The 16,600-nt window shown below is 60.3% G+C and carries 17 protein-coding genes; 16 read left to right on the top strand and 1 reads right to left on the bottom strand.

The genetic code is table 11. The features are described 5' to 3' along the window. Positions 1-28: 28 nt before the first annotated feature. The 8 genes from VXJ37_RS07065 to VXJ37_RS07030 all read left to right on the top strand — a co-directional run bounded on the left by VXJ37_RS07065 (position 29) and on the right by VXJ37_RS07030 (position 8,735). A complete protein-coding gene (locus VXJ37_RS07065) occupies positions 29-700 on the top strand; it encodes an IclR family transcriptional regulator (RefSeq protein ID WP_331322337.1) in 672 nt (223 codons plus the stop codon). An 821-nt stretch (positions 701-1,521) separates the two neighbouring features. Continuing rightward, entirely contained in the window at positions 1,522-3,300 is a 1,779-nt protein-coding gene (locus tag VXJ37_RS07060) for an FAD-dependent monooxygenase (RefSeq protein ID WP_331322336.1), read from the top strand. 111 nt (positions 3,301-3,411) lie between these two features. Further along, complete coding sequence (locus tag VXJ37_RS07055) at positions 3,412-4,539, top strand: LLM class flavin-dependent oxidoreductase (RefSeq protein WP_331322335.1); 1,128 nt, start codon at positions 3,412-3,414, stop codon at positions 4,537-4,539. Positions 4,540-4,674: 135 nt separating this feature from the next. Further along, positions 4,675-5,667 carry a VOC family protein gene (locus tag VXJ37_RS07050; protein ID WP_331322334.1) on the top strand — a complete coding sequence of 331 codons (993 nt, stop codon included), beginning with the start codon at positions 4,675-4,677 and terminating at the stop codon, positions 5,665-5,667. Positions 5,668-5,716: 49 nt separating this feature from the next. Next, positions 5,717-6,466: a 3-oxoacid CoA-transferase subunit A gene (locus VXJ37_RS07045; RefSeq protein ID WP_331322333.1), complete on the top strand. Its 750-nt coding sequence runs from the start codon at positions 5,717-5,719 to the stop codon at positions 6,464-6,466. Beyond that, positions 6,460-7,101, top strand: a complete 642-nt coding sequence (locus VXJ37_RS07040; RefSeq protein WP_331322332.1) for a 3-oxoacid CoA-transferase subunit B — start codon at positions 6,460-6,462, stop codon at positions 7,099-7,101. Before VXJ37_RS07045 ends, VXJ37_RS07040 begins: the two co-directional genes overlap by 7 nt. 101 nt (positions 7,102-7,202) lie before the next feature. Next, positions 7,203-7,682 (top strand): NUDIX domain-containing protein, encoded by a 480-nt coding sequence (locus VXJ37_RS07035; RefSeq protein WP_331322331.1) that lies wholly within the window; start codon positions 7,203-7,205, stop codon positions 7,680-7,682. Between the two features lie 129 nt (positions 7,683-7,811). After that, the gene (locus VXJ37_RS07030; RefSeq protein WP_331322330.1) at positions 7,812-8,735 is read left to right on the top strand and encodes a LysR family transcriptional regulator; all 924 of its coding nucleotides are present in this window, start codon (positions 7,812-7,814) and stop codon (positions 8,733-8,735) included. Positions 8,736-8,762: 27 nt separating this feature from the next. Here VXJ37_RS07030 and VXJ37_RS07025 read toward each other — a convergent pair whose 3' ends face one another. Next, a complete protein-coding gene (locus VXJ37_RS07025) occupies positions 8,763-9,773 on the bottom strand; it encodes an NADP-dependent oxidoreductase (protein WP_331322329.1) in 1,011 nt (336 codons plus the stop codon). Positions 9,774-10,040: 267 nt separating this feature from the next. Here VXJ37_RS07025 and VXJ37_RS07020 point away from each other — a divergent pair, with 267 nt between their 5' ends. From VXJ37_RS07020 to VXJ37_RS06985, 8 genes are all read left to right on the top strand, one after another. Continuing rightward, on the top strand, positions 10,041-10,586 hold the full coding sequence (locus VXJ37_RS07020; protein WP_331322328.1) for a flavin reductase family protein: 546 nt from the start codon (positions 10,041-10,043) through the stop codon (positions 10,584-10,586). 89 nt (positions 10,587-10,675) lie between these two features. Continuing rightward, the gene (locus tag VXJ37_RS07015) at positions 10,676-11,818 is read left to right on the top strand and encodes an LLM class flavin-dependent oxidoreductase (protein WP_331322327.1); all 1,143 of its coding nucleotides are present in this window, start codon (positions 10,676-10,678) and stop codon (positions 11,816-11,818) included. Between the two features lie 146 nt (positions 11,819-11,964). Then, positions 11,965-12,726, top strand: a complete 762-nt coding sequence (locus VXJ37_RS07010) for an alpha/beta fold hydrolase (protein ID WP_331322326.1) — start codon at positions 11,965-11,967, stop codon at positions 12,724-12,726. Between the two features lie 86 nt (positions 12,727-12,812). Beyond that, the gene (locus VXJ37_RS07005; RefSeq protein ID WP_331322325.1) at positions 12,813-13,613 is read left to right on the top strand and encodes a 2-keto-4-pentenoate hydratase; all 801 of its coding nucleotides are present in this window, start codon (positions 12,813-12,815) and stop codon (positions 13,611-13,613) included. 30 nt (positions 13,614-13,643) lie between these two features. Next, positions 13,644-14,582 carry an acetaldehyde dehydrogenase (acetylating) gene (locus VXJ37_RS07000; protein ID WP_331322324.1) on the top strand — a complete coding sequence of 313 codons (939 nt, stop codon included), beginning with the start codon at positions 13,644-13,646 and terminating at the stop codon, positions 14,580-14,582. Positions 14,583-14,584: 2 nt separating this feature from the next. Then, entirely contained in the window at positions 14,585-15,616 is a 1,032-nt protein-coding gene (gene dmpG, locus VXJ37_RS06995) for a 4-hydroxy-2-oxovalerate aldolase (RefSeq protein WP_331322323.1), read from the top strand. Positions 15,617-15,850: 234 nt separating this feature from the next. Next, on the top strand, positions 15,851-16,165 hold the full coding sequence (locus VXJ37_RS06990) for a hypothetical protein (RefSeq protein ID WP_331322322.1): 315 nt from the start codon (positions 15,851-15,853) through the stop codon (positions 16,163-16,165). Beyond that, on the top strand, positions 16,159-16,590 hold the full coding sequence (locus VXJ37_RS06985; RefSeq protein WP_331322489.1) for a hypothetical protein: 432 nt from the start codon (positions 16,159-16,161) through the stop codon (positions 16,588-16,590). The genes VXJ37_RS06990 and VXJ37_RS06985 overlap by 7 nt, the downstream gene beginning before the upstream one ends. Positions 16,591-16,600 lie beyond the last annotated feature (10 nt).

Raw genomic sequence — 16,600 nt, 5'->3', positions numbered from 1 at the left:
CCCGATCTATGAAAGGAAAGGACTGCCCGTGACCACGCTTCAGACACTCGACCGCGGGATTCGCGCCCTGTCGGTCGTCGCTGCCAAATCGGGGGGCATCTCGGTTGCAGACCTGTCCGCCGAGATAGGTGTGGCCCGCGCTATCGGCTATCGACTAGTGGCCACGCTTGAGGAGCACGGGCTCCTGACCCGGGATCCGGGCGGACGGATCTACCTTGGCGCTGCCATTCCCGCGCTTGCTTCAAGATACTGGCCAGGCTTGTTCTCCTTGGCCACCCCGATCCTGCAAGAGCTTGCCGACCAGACGAACGCAACCGCGTTCCTGTCTGTAGCGGAACACGACGAAGCTGTCGCAGTACTATCCCTGGACTCCTCCGCAACTTCCGTTCTCCGGATTGGATATAGGGTTGGTAGCCGACACCCCCTGACTCGAGCTGCGGCAGGTATCGCCATACTCGCTGCACGTCCTCCCGCGCCCGATGATTCGCCCGAGGTGGTCACTGCCCGAGCGCAGGGCTACTGCATTACTCACGGTCAACTACAGCCGGGTGCCGTTGGAATTGCCGCTCCCCTGCGGCTCGCTGGATCGCTCATCGGCGGACCCGAAGCGTCCATCGGTCTCGTTGCCCTACAGGACTTCAACGCGGAGGCCGCCAGCAGTTCACTCTTGGAAGCAGCACGCAAGATCAGCGCTAAGTAGCTGACGACCCGGTCGACGCTTCACGGAGTTGCAGGCCTTCCAGTCGATCCATTCTCTGCCTGGCCATTCAGATCTCCAGTCGGTTGCGTCAGACCCCAACCTGACACGTCCAAGACTACTTACAACCGCAGAAAGCAGTTGCTGTCTACTCTGGCCGCCAGAACAATCGGAATCGGTTCCTGACTCCAGCGCGAAGAGGTAATGCTGCCCCCGCCCTCAACCCGGGACAATTCTCAATCATGGTTTATCCACCGCTACTGCTGCTGCCAGGGAGCTACTCCAACGGCTCCCAATCCCCGGTCGTGGATAGGGCAATTGCATTCCGCCAACGTCGGCTCAAAGTCACCCGGGTGCGCATCGTTCGACAGGCACGGCAGTGTCCGAGCCTAGAAAAATTGACGGACCGTCCATTATCGACGATAAATGCGGGAGTAGAGAAGTAGCTGCGAAAGTCCCCTAGCGCTGGGTCCCTGGCGCGCGCACCGCGTGGGCTCCCGACGCAGACCGTCAAACGGCGATGTCAGTTGCTAGAGCGATTCCACGGATTCCCGCGGTGCCAGTATCGCCCCGACCTTGGGCTGCTCAGCGCGGCCGCAGATACTACCAAGTGCGGTATCCGTAACGTGTTGGTGGCAACATGCTTTGGTCGCATGTGATTCCAAAATCTGTGCACTGGTGATCTGAATTCAGCGTCTAGCCACCTCCGGGCTGTCATGTGAATCTTCTAACAGTGGTACCGACAGCCCCACCCGCACGACGGGCCGGCTGCTGTTGTTAGCCGCTCTCTGAGCTTACGCGCACGAAAATTTGGAGTGACCCTGATGCAAGAAATCGATGTTCCTGTCTTGATTGTCGGTGCGGGACCCGCGGGTCTGACCACCGCGCTTGCGCTGCGTCAGTATGGGATCCAGTGCCTGCTCGTGGAAAAGTATTCAGGTACCGCTCACACGCCACGCGCGCACATCATCAACCAGAGGACCGTCGAAATCATGCGGCACTTGGGCGTGGATAAGAAGCTCATGGCGGTAGCGACGCCTCCCGAGCTGATGCGCAATAACCTATGGATCACGACGTTGGCGGACCCTGAAGTCGGACGTCTGGAAGCGTGGGGCACCGGGCATGACCGTGCGGGCGACTACGCTGCAGCAAGCCCGAGTCCCATGCTCAACTGCCCACAAACAGTCCTCGAACCACTGCTGATGGACGCAGTACGGGAAGCTGGCTGCGACGTGAGAATGCGGCACGAATTCGAGTTACATGAGGAAGCAGCGGACGGGGTCATCAGCATTGTCAAAGACCTTGAAAACCGAAAAGTTCTCCGAATTCACTCGAAATATTTGGTAGGTGCTGACGGGGCCCGCGCAACGGTCCTGTCCCAAGCCGGACTCACAATTACGGGGGAAACCGCCATTGCGCACGCTCTCAACATCTGGTTCCGCGCGGACCTTACGAAGTACCTCGCACATCGACCTGGCGTTCTTGCCTGGAACCTGGCTCCCGGCCCGCTCCCCACTGGCCGTCTTGGAACACTGATATGCCACCGCCCCTTTACAGAATTTGTACTTGCCATCAACTACGATCCGGCAAACGAAGACCCTACGGCATTCGATAACGAAGCACTCATCGCCCGTGTCCACGCCGTCATTGGCGACAATGACGTAGAAGTTGAAATTTTGGGGAGCGCTCCGTGGATCGTGAATGCCCAGGTCGCCCCCAAATACTCGACTGACCGTGTTTTCTGCATGGGTGACTCTGTACACCGCCACCCGCCAGCCAACGGACTAGGACTCAACATGTCCGTGGCAGATGCCTACAACCTGTCGTGGAAGCTGGCGTTGGTCCTGAAGGGCAAAGCCGGGCCTGGCGTACTGACCACATACTCCGCAGAGCGTCAGCCAATTGGTGCGGTTGGGGTAGCACGGGCCCTGCAAAGCCGAAAGGAATTCGCAGCCGTGTCTGATGCGCTCGGTTATGAACAGGGGCAAAGCGTTGCGGAGGGACAGCGACGGCTCGACGAACTCACCCAACCCGGACCGGTCGGTGACCGGCGGCGCAGATTAATCCGCGAAGCCATTTCGCTGACAAACTACCAGTTCAATGCCCACGGCATAGAACTGGGATATCGCTACCGCGCTGGAGCACTCATCAATGATGACTTCCCTCAGGCGCCTCAATCCGATGATTCGCAACTCTACTATCGGCCCACGACTGCACCGGGAGCCCGCGTGCCCCACGCCCGGTTAAGTCATGGCGGTTCGGAATGTTCAACGCTTGACCTGGTCGAGGGAACGCGCTTTTGCCTGCTTACCGGCTTCGGAGGTGAAGGCTGGCGTGAAGCAGCCTCAGTAGCAAGCGCCACAACCGGCATAGACATTGATGTTCACCTCATCGGCGATCCCGAAGGATTCCGGGACATTTACGGAGAATGGGCACTGCGGCGCGAAATTGGTGAGAGCGGTTGCGTTCTGGTGCGCCCGGACCGTCATGTTGCCTGGCGCTCTGAACTGTACATGGCTGAGGCTTCCGATGTCCTAACACGTGCGCTCAATCAGATACTTGCCCGGACTGCCGTTCCACAACTCATCGGCGACCCGCACTGAACACGAGGGCGGCAACCAACTCAGGCGACTTGACTGCGGGGCCCGTGCGCCAGGCGCACATCCGCCGACTGTAGAACCCAAAGCAACACCACCAAATCAAAGGAGATTGACGTGAAAATTGGACTGTTCTTTGCACCAGCACACCCGCCGGAGCGTACCCTGGAGCTCGGTGGCTATAAGCGCATGTTCGACTGGGATCTCTCAGTTATCAAGCACGCCGATATGTTGGGCTTTGAAGAAGTATGGTACGGAGAGCACTACACCCACATCTGGGAACCAGTCCCTTCGCCAGATCTCATCCTGCAAACGGCCGCGCGTGAAACCACCAACATCAAGCTTGGCGCTGGCACGTTCCTCCCGCCCTTCCATCACCCAGCCGAACTAGCTTCGCGTATCTCCTACCAGGATCAGCTCCTTGAGGGGCGCTACATGGTGGGATTTGGTGCAGGGTCCGTACCAAGCGACCTCAAGATGTTCGGCATCGACGGCTCCACTGGCGAGCATCGGGACATGAACCGCGAGGCGGTTGAAATCATCGTCAAGTACTGGACGGAAAACGGGCCCTGGCGCTACGAAGGCAAGTACTGGACATGTGAGAAAGTCGCTCCGGATGCTTTCAGCATCGTGCCCGGCACGCTCGGGGATCACCTCCACCCGTTTCAGAGTCCACACCCGCCCATCGCAGTGTCGGGACTCAGCCCGAACTCCCCGTCGCTGGAATGGGCCGGTGAGATGGGCTACCTCCCTATCTCGCTCAACATGAATAACCGCTTTATGGCCGGGCACTGGGAGACTGTCGAGCGCGGTGCGACGAAGGCCGGCCGGGTGGCGAATCGGGACGACTGGCGCATCGCACGGGAGGTGTTCGTCGCCGACACGGACGAAGACGCGCTTGAGAACGTACGCAACGGTTTTTACGGCAGGTTCTACCGCGACCAGTTGCTGCCCGTGTTCAAAAACCTCGGAGGATACGCAGACAACTGGAAGCATGACGACTCAGTAACCGATGACGAGCTGACGCTCGACTACCTTATCGAGCATATGTTCATCGTTGGTTCTGTCGAGACGGTCACCAAGAAGTTGGAGGACATGCAAAGGGAGTCCGGCGGATTCGGCACGCTTCTCGTGGAAGCCATGGATTACGAAGACCGGAAGGACGCCTGGTTCCACTCGCTGGAACTTTTGGCCACCAAGGTTCTGCCCCGCGTGAACGCCGCTGAACTCGCAACGGCTCGGTAGGACGCCAACCTTGAAGAATCCTGGTGGCTGCATTTACTTCCATGAGTGCAGCCACCTGAAGCGGCGCTCCTACACGCCCGTTTCCCCTTCCACAGCCCGCCCCACCGAAGTCCTTGTCCAGAATTGAGAAAGACCATGACTATCAACTATCAGATCGATGCTGCCTATCCGGAACCAAACTTCGATATCGCACAGCTTGCCAGTGTCGAGATGTTCTCCCCACGAGTCGATGAGAGCGTTTGGTTCTTCACGGAACTTCTCGGCATGTCGGTGTCCGGCCGCGACGGTGATTCGGTTTATCTCCGGGCTTACGAGGACTGGTATCACCATTCACTCAAGATCACCTATCGTCGCGAGCCTGGCATGGGCAGAACCACGTGGCGCAGCAGTTCCCCGCAGGCTCTTGGCCGCCGCATTGATGCGCTGGCAACCAGTGGAGTTGCCGTCAACTGGCGGGAGGGCGATCTTGGACAAGGTCCTACCGTCGACTTCGTATCACCATCCGGACATTCCCATTCCATCCTTTGGGAGGTCGACTACTTCAAGGCATCCGAAGAACAGTCCTCACAACTACTCAGCCGGCCGCAGAAGCGTCCGCTCAAGGGTGTCCCCGTTCGACGGCTCGACCACGTCAACCATTTGGTCGACGACGTCACAGAGAACCGCCGGTTCCTGCAGGATACGCTCGGTTTTCGTCTCCGTGAGAACATCGTGGTTCACGGGCGAGAGGCCGCCGCGTGGATGAGCGTGAGCCCCCTGGTGCACGAGATCGCCAACCTTGCCGACCGCACTGGCCACTCGGCAAACGGGCAGGGCGGCCTCCACCACCTCGCGTTTTGGTACGGCTTCCCGCAGCACCTGCTCGACGCTGCAGATATGTTCACCGATTACGGCCTGACCATCGACCTTGGCCCTGGAAAGCACGGAGCGACACAGGCGCAGTTCCTCTACGTATTCGAGCCAGGCGGCAACCGAATCGAGCTGTTTGGCGACACGGGTTACCTGATCTTCGACCCCGCGTGGAAGCCACTCACGTGGACAGAGGACAACTTGGATAGATCGCTCATTTGGTACGGGTCACCCCTCGCACGCGAATTCACCATTTTCAACGACCCTGTAGCTGGCTGATGCGGCGCGCTCATCAGGCGGGACGGCCCGAGATCATGCTGGCTCTGCCATGATCTCGAAGATCAGGACAGATGTAAGGGACGCGGTTGCCGGTATCCCTATGGGAGCAACAATCATGATTGGCGGTTTTGGCCGCGCCGGGCAGCCCATCGAGCTAATCGACGCACTCATTGAGCAGGGCGCCGGTGATTTGACCATTGTGAGCAACAACGCCGGAAGCGGTGACACCGGTATCGCCGCGCTCCTTGCTGCGGGACGGGTGCGAAAAGTTGTCTGCTCGTTCCCGAGGCAAAGCGACTCTTGGGTATTCGACAGGTTGTACCGGGCAGGCGAGGTCGAGCTCGAACTCGTACCTCAAGGCAATCTGGCGGAGCGTATCCGTGCCGCGGGCGCCGGCATCGGCGCGTTCTTCAGCCCGACGGGCGTAGGCACGGAGCTTGCAGCCGGGAAGGAGCACAGGGCGATCGGCGGACGTGAGTACGTGCTGGAATACCCTATCCATGCTGATGCCGCCCTGATCAGTGCATTGCATGCTGACCGTCATGGCAATTTGGTCTACCGCAAGACGGGTCGAAACTTCGGTCCGATCATGGCGACCGCCGCAACCACCACAATCGCCCAAGTGGACACCTGTGTTGAATTGGGTGCGCTGGATCCTGAAACCATTGTCACCGCCGGGATCTTCGTCGATCACGTTGTGGCTGTCGGCGAGCGGTCCTGGCTCGCCGACGGCCGCTTCGTCGGAGGGACTGACCCGACCGGGATACCCCTGCCTCCGAGCACAAAGGAGATATGTTGAGACGCCTGCCCACCCGCAAGGAACTCGCAGCTCGCATCGCTGAGGACATTCCCGAAGGCGCCGTCGTCAATCTCGGCATAGGGGCACCCACCCTTGTGGCGAATTTCATCCCTGAGGGTCGGGAAATCATTTTTCATAGCGAAAATGGGATGCTCGGCATGGGACCGGCGCCGTCAGCCCGGCGGCTGGATCCCGACCTTATCAACGCCGGAAAGCAGCCAGTCACGGAGAAGGCCGGCGCGGCCTATTTCCATCATGCCGACTCTTTCGCCATGATGCGCGGAGGGCATCTGGATTTATGTGTCTTAGGCGCGTTCCAAGTCTCCGAGAACGGCGACCTCGCTAACTGGTCGACCGGGCAGCCCGGCGCTGTCCCTGCCGTCGGTGGGGCCATGGACCTGGCTGTGGGCGCGAAAGAGGTCTACGTCATGACCGACCTCTTTGCCAAATCTGGTGAACCGAAGCTCGTCGACAAGTGCTCCTACCCGCTGACGGCCCCCCGCTGCGTCAAGCGTATCTATACCGACCACGCCATTTTTGATGTGACACCGCACGGCTTCCGTGTGCGTGAGATATTCGGGAGGCTAAGCCCACTTGACCTTGAGGCCAGGACTGGGCTGAACTTGCACGATTGACAACTCAAGGCCGCCTCTATGGAGCAGGATGACACCTGCGTCCGGACAGCTGTGCCGCACTCAACGTCCCATGTGATCCACCCTGGCCTAGGGGAAACTGTATGAGCAATACCGCGACTATTTCGGGCGATGCGACGGCCATCCCGCACTCCCGAACCGTCATAGCCGTTGTCGTTGAATGGCGGGGAAAGCTCGCCCTGTTCAAGAGAAGCCAACGCGTTGATCACGACCAAGGCCTTTGGCACTGTATTACTGGGTTCATGGAAGAAGGAGCATCTCCGAATCAGCAGGCTGCGCAGGAACTCCAGGAAGAAACGGGTCTCCGAACGGAAGACTTGCTCGGCTTCCGTCAAGGCCAGAATGTCGTTGTCATTGATAGTCAGCAATTGCCCTGGATGATCCACACCTTCGTGGCGATCTCGAGCACACGCCGAATAACGATTGACTGGGAGCATGACGCCTACCGGTGGACTTCGGTGGGGAGAATCAAACGCTTCGCGAACCGGGTGTCCTGGCTTGACTCGGTACTCAGTGCGACGGGATATGTATCGGACAATGCCAGCCCGCCCCAACTACGCTAAGAGTTGATAACTCCCTGCGGGCCCACGAAAAGTGCGGCACTGTCTGTGATATCATTCCGCAACGTCTAGGACCTCGATGAGGAGGTCATATCGGTTGCCGATCAGACGTTCGTAAAGAAGGAATCAAACATGGACCTACGGCAGCTCCGATATGTGATTGCTGTGGCCGAGGAGGGCGGCTTCCGCCCAGCCGCACGCCGGCTCTATACGGCCCAACCGCCCCTCTCCACCGCTGTCCAGCAGTTGGAGTCCGAGCTGGGCGTGAAGCTTTTCGAACGAAGCACCCGAGGAGTCATCCCTACGCAGGCGGGGTGGGCGTTTGTCGATCGCGCCCGCGAGATTCTCGCGCAGGTCGATTCAGTGCGCGACGCCGTGCGGAGCAGCGTTGGCGTTCAAAAGACCATACTTAGAGTGGCCGTGCTGAACGGGGAACTTGCTGCCGGCGAGCTCACCTCGCCGATCATCCAAGCCCTTCGCAACGGATTCGAAGGCGCGGAAGTCGTCCTTCACGAAACGACATTTGTCGACCAAGTAGAGGCATTGCGCACCGGCGAGGTTGATATTGCCTTCGTCCGTCCCCCAATTTCCGGCACAGAATTTGCGGTCCTTCCCATCGCCCAGGAGCCCCGGTGCCTGATAGTCGGCAGCCAGCACCCCTTGGCTGAGGCCGGGCAACTGACTGCAGACGAGGTACTACGATTACCGATGCTCGGCCTGTCTGCTCCGCCCGAGTGGGCCAAGACATGGCAGCTGGACGACCTCAGGGGCGGTTCGCTTCTCGACGCCTCCACTGGACCGGTGCGCACCGTGTCCGGCGCCCAGCTCGCGCTGACAACCAGCAATGCTGCCATAACCATGTCGAAGTCGACGACACGGCTCTCGCCATCGGCGGGCGTCCGCTCTCTCGACGTTGATGGCCTGTCGCCATCGGTATTCTCTGTCGCCTACCGCCGTTCAGACACCCGTCGGATAACTCAGAAAATGATCGACGTCGTTGCAGCAGCCGCGAGGCAGCATATAGACCTGCTCCCCGAGGGGAAACTCCTGGTCTAGGGATTGCCCCTTGGGGCGCCCATGCGGCTAGTCCGGGAGCCGGATGATCATTTTTCCGATGTTGCCGCCGGCGTAAAGCAGACTTACCGCCTCCGGGGCACTGTCCAGCCCGTCGAGCACATGTTCGTGGTATCGAATCGCGCCACTGGCCAGGAGAGGGACGAGGCGGGCGAGGACTTCCTCAGACTCATGGGCATGGTCCTGCAGGAGGAATCCCGTCATGCTGGCACCCTTCGTGAGGAGGTGCCGGTGAACGCGCGGGCCGGAAGGCCATGAATCCCAGGACTCGATAGCAGCCGTTCCGCAGACCACTACACGGGCGCCACGTGCCAAGTGCTGCATGACCGAATCACTGATAGGCCCGCTCGTGTTGTCGAAATACACGCCGACGCCATGCCCGCATGCATCTTCAAGTTCCGTTTGGAACTCAGGTGCCCGGTAGTTCAACGCCACGTCGAAGCCGTAGTCGTCGACGCAGACATCCACTTTTCGCTGGCTGCCTGTAATGCCGACGGTGCGGCACCCCGCCAGCCGGGCCAGTTGCCCGACGACAGAACCCACCGCCCCGGCCGCCGTAGAGACAACGACGAGTTCACCCGGAAGCGGACAGCCAACACCAAACAACCCTAGCCATGCGGTAATGCCATTGGCACCGAGCACGCCCAGTGCAAGTGACGCTGGCAGGGATGTGTTGACCCTGCGCACATCTGCCGTTTCGGAAACGAGCGAATACTCCTGCCAGCCGAATCGGCCGACCACTTGGTCACCGGGCTGCAGACGGGTCTGATTGCTCGCGACGACGGTGCCGACGGCTGATGCTCTCATCACACCTCCGATGGGGACAGGCGCCGCGTAATTTTTCTCATCGCTGACCCAGCCCCGCATGGCAGGGTCCACCGACAAGTATTGGTTTCTGACGAGGAGTTGGCCCGGCTCCGGATCGTCGATAGTCGAATGCCTAATGGCGAAGTGTTCCGGACGGGGTATTCCGCTCGGTCGCTTTGCCAGGATGATTTGACGATTTTGTCGGCGCGCCATGATCCACGTCCTCACACATTGAATATGGCCAGCGGCAATGCTGGCCTTTAGTTGATTCTCTGGTGGGAGGCAGAGCGCGTCCAATACTTCTAGCGGATCAGCCGGGATATCAGAACGGTGGCACCACAGCGATACGCGCGCGGTTGCAGGGCGATACGGAATCGCCGTCTAGTCGGCTTTCCTTGGCCGTGCGAGCCTGAACGTGTCGACACGCCCGTCGACGGACGGCCAAGCCTTCCACTGTTGCGGGACTCAAAGGAGAGAACAATGACGATGACCAAGTCCAGGACAACGACGTCGAAATTGCACACCGTTGACGGTGATCCAATGTTCGTACGCAAGACCTTTGCGCAGTTCCCATCAGGCGTGGTTGTGCTTGCAACTGAACAGGAGGGCCAGAAGCATGCCCTTGTCGCGTCTTCGTTCATGGTGGGGGTTTCACTGGAACCCTGTTTGGTGGCCGTCGCTGTGCAAAAGTCGTCCGAGACGTGGGCTTGGATCAAGAACTGTCAGTCTGTCGGCGCCTCCGTCTTCAGCCAGGGCCAAGGAAACCTCACGCGTCAGCTCGCAAGCAAGGACCGGGCTGCCCGCTTCGAAGAAGTTGCCGTCGAGGTCGACGACTCCGGCGCGGTGTTCGTCGAGGACGCTTCGCTTTGGTTCGAATGCGTGCTCTACAACGAACTGGACGCGGGCGACCACTGGATAGCCCTCCTCGAAGTTAAACAGATGGGGGTCTCGGACAATGAGCCGCTCATCTGGCATGGCGCCGGTTTCAGGGGCCTTGCAAAGCCAGGCTCAATCGCCTCGTCGTAGCTTCCAGCTCACGCCGATTGCTTCGCTGCGGCCTTGAGCGCCAGCACACCGAAGAGCAAACCCAGCAGCAACACTCAAAGGAGAGAATCATGAAGCTCGGACTATTCCTCATGACTGGCCACCGTCCATCACAATCCCAGGCCCCCGGCGGATACAAGAAGGGCTTCGAATGGGACCTTGAGATGATCAAGACGGCTGACCGTTTGGGCTTTTCGGAAGCGTGGGTGGGAGAGCACTTCACGAACCTCTGGGAGCCGCTTCCGTCGCCCGACTTGTTGATTCAAGCCGCATTGCGTGAAACGAAACAGATCGTATTGGCGGCAGGGGCCCACGTTCCCGGTTTCCATCACCCCGCAGAACTCGCAGCGCGCATCTCCTACCAGGACCAGCTGTTCGAGGGGCGCTACATGGTTGGAATCGGGTCGGGCGGAACTCCTACAGATGCCCAGATGTTTGGCATCGACATGTCAACAGGCGAGCACCGGCGGAAGGCAGCCGAGGGGCTGGAAATCATGCGGAAGTATTGGACTGAGGAGGGACCATGGCGCTTCGAGGGCGAGTACTGGACCTGTGAGAAGGTCGAAGCCGATGCTTTCGCAGCGGTTCCTGGTACGCTCGGCAACCACCTGAAGCCCTACCAGGAACCCCACCCCCCTATCGCCGTCGCCGGCCTGAGTGCAAACTCGGCTACCCTGAAGTGGGCAGGCGAGGAAGGATTGCTCCCGATTTCGCTGGGCATGAACACACGTTTTATGGCTGGCCAGTGGGATACATACAGCACTGCGGCCGAAAGCCGAGGACGCACAGCGGACCGGAACAACTGGCGTATTGCCCGCGAGGTCGTGGTCGCTGACACCGACGAAGAAGCCCTTGATATGGCTCGCAATGGGTACTTCGGCGAGTTCCTCAACGAATTCCTTCTCCCAATTTTCAAGTTCCTCGGCTATAGCGAGAACTGGAAACACGACGACGCCGTCAATGCTGCTGAAATTGACCTCGAGTATCTCCTGCGGCATCAGTTCCTCATCGGATCGGTCGAAACGGTCACCGAGCAGCTGCTCAGTATGCAGGAGGAAACCGGTGGCTTCGGCACGCTTCTCATGGAGGGCGTCGACTACGAGGAGGACAAGGACCGATGGTTCCGCTCCATGCAGCTGATGGCTGAGGAAGTCGTGCCTGCTGTAAATGCAGAACTAGCAAAAAAGGACTCGCCTTTGGGGGCCGTGGCGTGAATCGTGCAGTCATAGATCCCACCGCCGCAGTTTCCAGAGATTATCAGAGGCCTGGAACGGCAAATTCCAACCTCGAGCGAAGCTCAACACGGTACATCACCGTGTCTACGGGAGACATCCACTACCACGATGTAGGCCAAGGACCAGTGCTCGTGCTTCTACACGGCAGCGGCCCCGGCGCGACGGCATGGAGCAACTTCGGTCCGAACATCATGACGCTGTCGAGTCAGTTCCGGGTTTTGGCCATCGACATGCCTGGCTGGGGTGAATCCCATCCGATGCGGGTACGCGACCGCGACCATGCAGCCACCCTCGTCGAAATCCTCGACAAACTGGAAATTGAGCGTATCGCCGTCGTCGGGAATTCAATGGGAGCGGTTACCTCGCTCGCGTTTGCGGCGCGCTATCCGGAACGTGTCACTCACGTGGTAACAATGGGGGCCGCAATGGTTGGTCAGCGCATGCTGTTCGGTCCGGCCGATGGCCCCTCTGAGGGGTTAAAAGTCCTGTTCCAGGCCTACCGTGATCCCTCTCCGCAAAACATGGCGCGACTGGTCGACGTCATGACTTTCGATTCAGGCAGCGATTCGCAAGACGTTGCGATCGAGCGATCGCGAAATACGCTGAAGTATCCGCAGCATCGAGAGAATTTCGTTGCCGACCTCGACGAGCACCTGCCGATCATCCTCAAGCCGGCCACCCAGGACGAGATCGCGAGAATCAAGGTGCCGGTCCTGCTGATTCACGGCAGGGACGATCGCGTTCTGAACGTCGAACACTCGCTACGCCTGGTTGGTGCCATCGAAAATGCCCGGCTGGTGATCATCAACCGGTGCGGCCATTGGGTGCAACTGGAGCACGCCGATGAATTCAACCGGACTGTGGCCTCGTTCATTGCTCAGCAATAGCATCTGCCAGTCGGCGCCACAGCACGATTCAGCTGTCTCGATTCTGCCCGGCACGACCGGAAATCTAAGAATGTATGGAGGTTCTTGTGAGTCGCACCGTCAAAGCCGTCCTCGAGCATTTCGCTGGCGAACTGCTCGAAGCAACCGAGTCGCTGGTGCCGGTAGCTCCGTTACGGGACCGGTTCGAGGGAATGACGCTGGCAGATGCTTACCGCGTCCAGACTGTGCAGCTCGAAAACCACCTTGCTACCGGGCGGGTGCTGGCTGGACGGAAGGTCGGCTTAACATCCCTGGCCATGCAGAAGCAACTCGGGGTGGATTCTCCGGATTTTGGCTTCTTCTTTGAGGACATGGTGCATCATGATGAGGCCCGCATTCCTACGGCCCACTTCATCCAGCCCAAGGTGGAACCGGAATTCGGTTTTGTTCTGAAGGAGTCCCTTGAGGGTCCGGGTGTCACGGTGGAGCAAGCCGCGGCCGCTGTCGGTGCCATCTACCCTGCCATCGAAATCATTGACTCCAGGATCAGGGACTGGGACATCAAACTGGTCGACACGATCGCCGATAACGCCTCCTGCGGCGCTATCGCCGTCAGCGCCCAGCCGCTGGAGCTGGATCCCGCAGATCCCACTGGTCTTCTGGACGTCACCTGTTCGCTGGTGATCGACGGCGAAGTCACCGGCGCCGGCACCGGCACGGATGTAATGGGCAACCCTGTCGCTGCACTCGCCTGGCTGGCTAATGTCCTCGGCGAGCAGGGTGTGGCTCTGGAAGCCGGTCAGCTGATCCTTCCCGGGTCCTTCACCAAGGCCGAGCCAGTAACCGCCGGAAGCACCGCTGTGGCGGACTTCGGTCCGTTGGGCAAGCTCACCATTCACTTCATCTGATTCCGCCAGGAAATACCAAAGGACACCACCATGGCAAAGAAGACGGCCGCGATTGTCGGCTCAGGAAACATCGGCACTGATCTGATGTTCAAAATCATGCGCCACAGCACCAACCTCGAAGTCAAGTACATGATCGGCGTTGACCCCGACTCTGACGGGCTCGCCCGCGCCGCCCGCCTCGGCATCACTACCTCCGCCGGGGGCGTGGACTGGCTCCTGGCCCAGGACGAACTCCCCGACTTCGTGTTCGAATGCACCTCCGCAAAAGCCCACGAGGTCAACGCCCCCAAGTACAAGGACGCCGGGATCCATGCGATTGACCTGACCCCCGCCGCCGTCGGACACTACCTCTGCCCCGTGGTGAACCTCGACGCCCTGCAGGATGTCCTGAACGTGAACATGATCACCTGCGCCGGGCAGGCCACCACCCCCATAGTCGCCGCGATCTCCTCCGTCGTCCCCGTTGACTACGCCGAGATCGTCGCTTCGATCGCGTCCAAGTCCGCCGGGCCCGGCACCCGGGCCAACGTGGACGAGTTCACCGAAACCACCGCCAAAGCCCTCGAAGAGGTCGGCGGCGCCAAACGCGGCAAGGCCATCATCATCATCAACCCGGTGGAACCGCCCATGATCATGCGCAACACCATCTACGCCGCGATTCCCGCCGACGCCGCCGAACCCGGCGAGCAGCAGGACAAGATTACGGCTGCGATCCACGACGCCGTCACCAAGATTCAGGACTACGTCCCCGGCTACTCCCTGCGCGTGGACCCCCAGTTCGACACCGCCCGCGAGGACTGGAACGGCAACGGCCGGGTCGGTGTCTGGGTCCAGGTCAAGGGCGCTGCTGACTACCTGCCTGAATACGCCGGGAACCTGGACATCATCACCGCCGCCGCCACCCGGACAGCTGACCTGCTCGCAGAACGCATGGACGCCGCCACCCCGTCGACACCCGTAGGAGCATAACCATGACCGCGACAAACGGCCTGAGCGTCCGGCTTACTGACACCACCCTGCGTGACGGCTCCCACGCCATGAGCCACAAATTCACCGAAGAACATGTCCGTACGATCGTCCGGGCCCTGGACGACGCCAAGGTCGAGGTCATTGAAGTCACCCACGGTGACGGGCTCGGCGGTTCCTCCTTTAACTACGGTTTCTCCCTCACCCCGGAACTGGACCTCGTCCGCGCCGCCGTCGACGAAGCCAAAAACGCCAAGATCGCCGTCCTCATGCTTCCGGGCCTGGGCACCATTCACGACCTGAACCAAGCCCATGATGCCGGTGCCACGGTGGCCCGCATCGCCACCCACAGCACCGAAGCCGATGTCTCCATTCAACACTTCGCTCACGCCCGGAAACTCGGCATGGAAACCGTCGGGTTCCTCATGCTCTCCCACCGCACCACACCGGAAAACCTCGCCAAACAGGCACGCACCATGGCCGACGCCGGCTGCCAGTGCGTCTACGTCGTCGACTCCGCCGGTGCCCTCATCCTCGAAGACGTCTCGGACCGCGTCACAGCGCTCGTGACCGAACTCGGCACCGACGCCCAGGTCGGGTTCCACGGCCACCAGAACCTGTCCTTCGGCGTCGCGAACTCCGTCTACGCCGCCCGCGCCGGAGCCCAGCAAATCGACGGGACGCTCCTCGCCCTCGGCGCCGGCGCCGGGAACTCACCTACAGAAGTCCTCGCCGCCTCCTTCGAACGCCTGAACATCCACACCGGTGTCGACGTCCACGGCGTCATGGCCGCTGCGGAAGACATTGTCAAACCCATCATCACCCGCATGCCCATCATGGACCGCGCCTCCATCATGCAGGGATACGCAGGGGTCTACTCCTCCTTCCTCATCCACGCCGAACGCGCCGCCGAACGCTACGGCATCCCTGCATGGCAAATCCTCGAAGAAATCGGCAAAGCCGGCTACGTCGGCGGACAAGAAGACATGATTGTCGACGTCGCCGTCCAACTCGCCTCCGGCACACGCGTCGCTTAGATCACCGCCCAGGACAGATTATCATGACCAGCCCCTGTACAACGTCGTCTACGGGGCCCATCCACCGCGTCATCGCAACACAAATGCTTCCTCGGCGGGGAGTCCCTGAACGTCAAGGGACTCCCCGCTCCGCTGTCTACGCCGGAGCGATCGGGCCTCTCGTGTGCAAGCAGTAGAATTCCCTGTCGCAGTATCACCTCAGTTCCAGCAAGTTTAAGAACGGACAGTTCAATCATGACGACCACAGTTGATCAGCGTGCAACGGTCTCCGATTACTTTATGTTGGATGACCGCCCCGCACCCGAGGAGATCGCCGTTCGGGACAAGGTCCGTGCATTCGCCGAGCAGCGTGTCGTGCCTCGGCATCCATTCCAACCCTGCGTGCGAGCCCTGAACATCCTCGCTAGCCCCGAGCAAAAGGAACGTTGCCTCCCGGCCCTGGCCCGCATTGAAATGACCGGAGCCTCCGCCCTGACCGAACCCGAGCATGGCTCGTACTCCGTTGCCCTGGAGAACAGCACCGCCGCGACGGGGACCACTGGATCCTGAACGGCCACAAACGGTGGATCGGCAACAGGCACCTCACGGACGTCATGGTCCTCTTCGCCCGTAACACCGGGGACGGGAACGTGAACGCGTTCGTCATCGAAAAGGACGACGACGGCCGATACCCGACGCGCTACTCCCCCACCGTAAGCACCGGCAAGGGGGAACGCGCCATTTTCCAGGCCGACATCGTCATCGAACAAATGCGCCTGGCCGCAGTCAAGAGCCTGGAAGGCTTCCCTCGTTCCGTGACGTGTCCCGCTTGCTCCAGTCAACCCGTGGCGGGGCGGCCAGGGAGGCGGTTGACCAACCCATTCTCTTCTTTTGAGATCGCCGCCGACTACGCCCAGACCCGCCACCAGTTCGGCAAACCCGTTGCTTCCTACCAGCTGGGCAGTCACGGTTGGCGAGCATGCTCAGCGAGCTGACCACCATGTA

Origin of the sequence: Pseudarthrobacter phenanthrenivorans (assembly GCF_036455295.1) — a bacterium.
In the GTDB taxonomy this organism is placed as follows: Bacteria; Actinomycetota; Actinomycetes; order Actinomycetales; family Micrococcaceae; genus Arthrobacter; species Arthrobacter phenanthrenivorans_C.
This window is presented reverse-complemented; position numbering and strand designations above follow the sequence as displayed.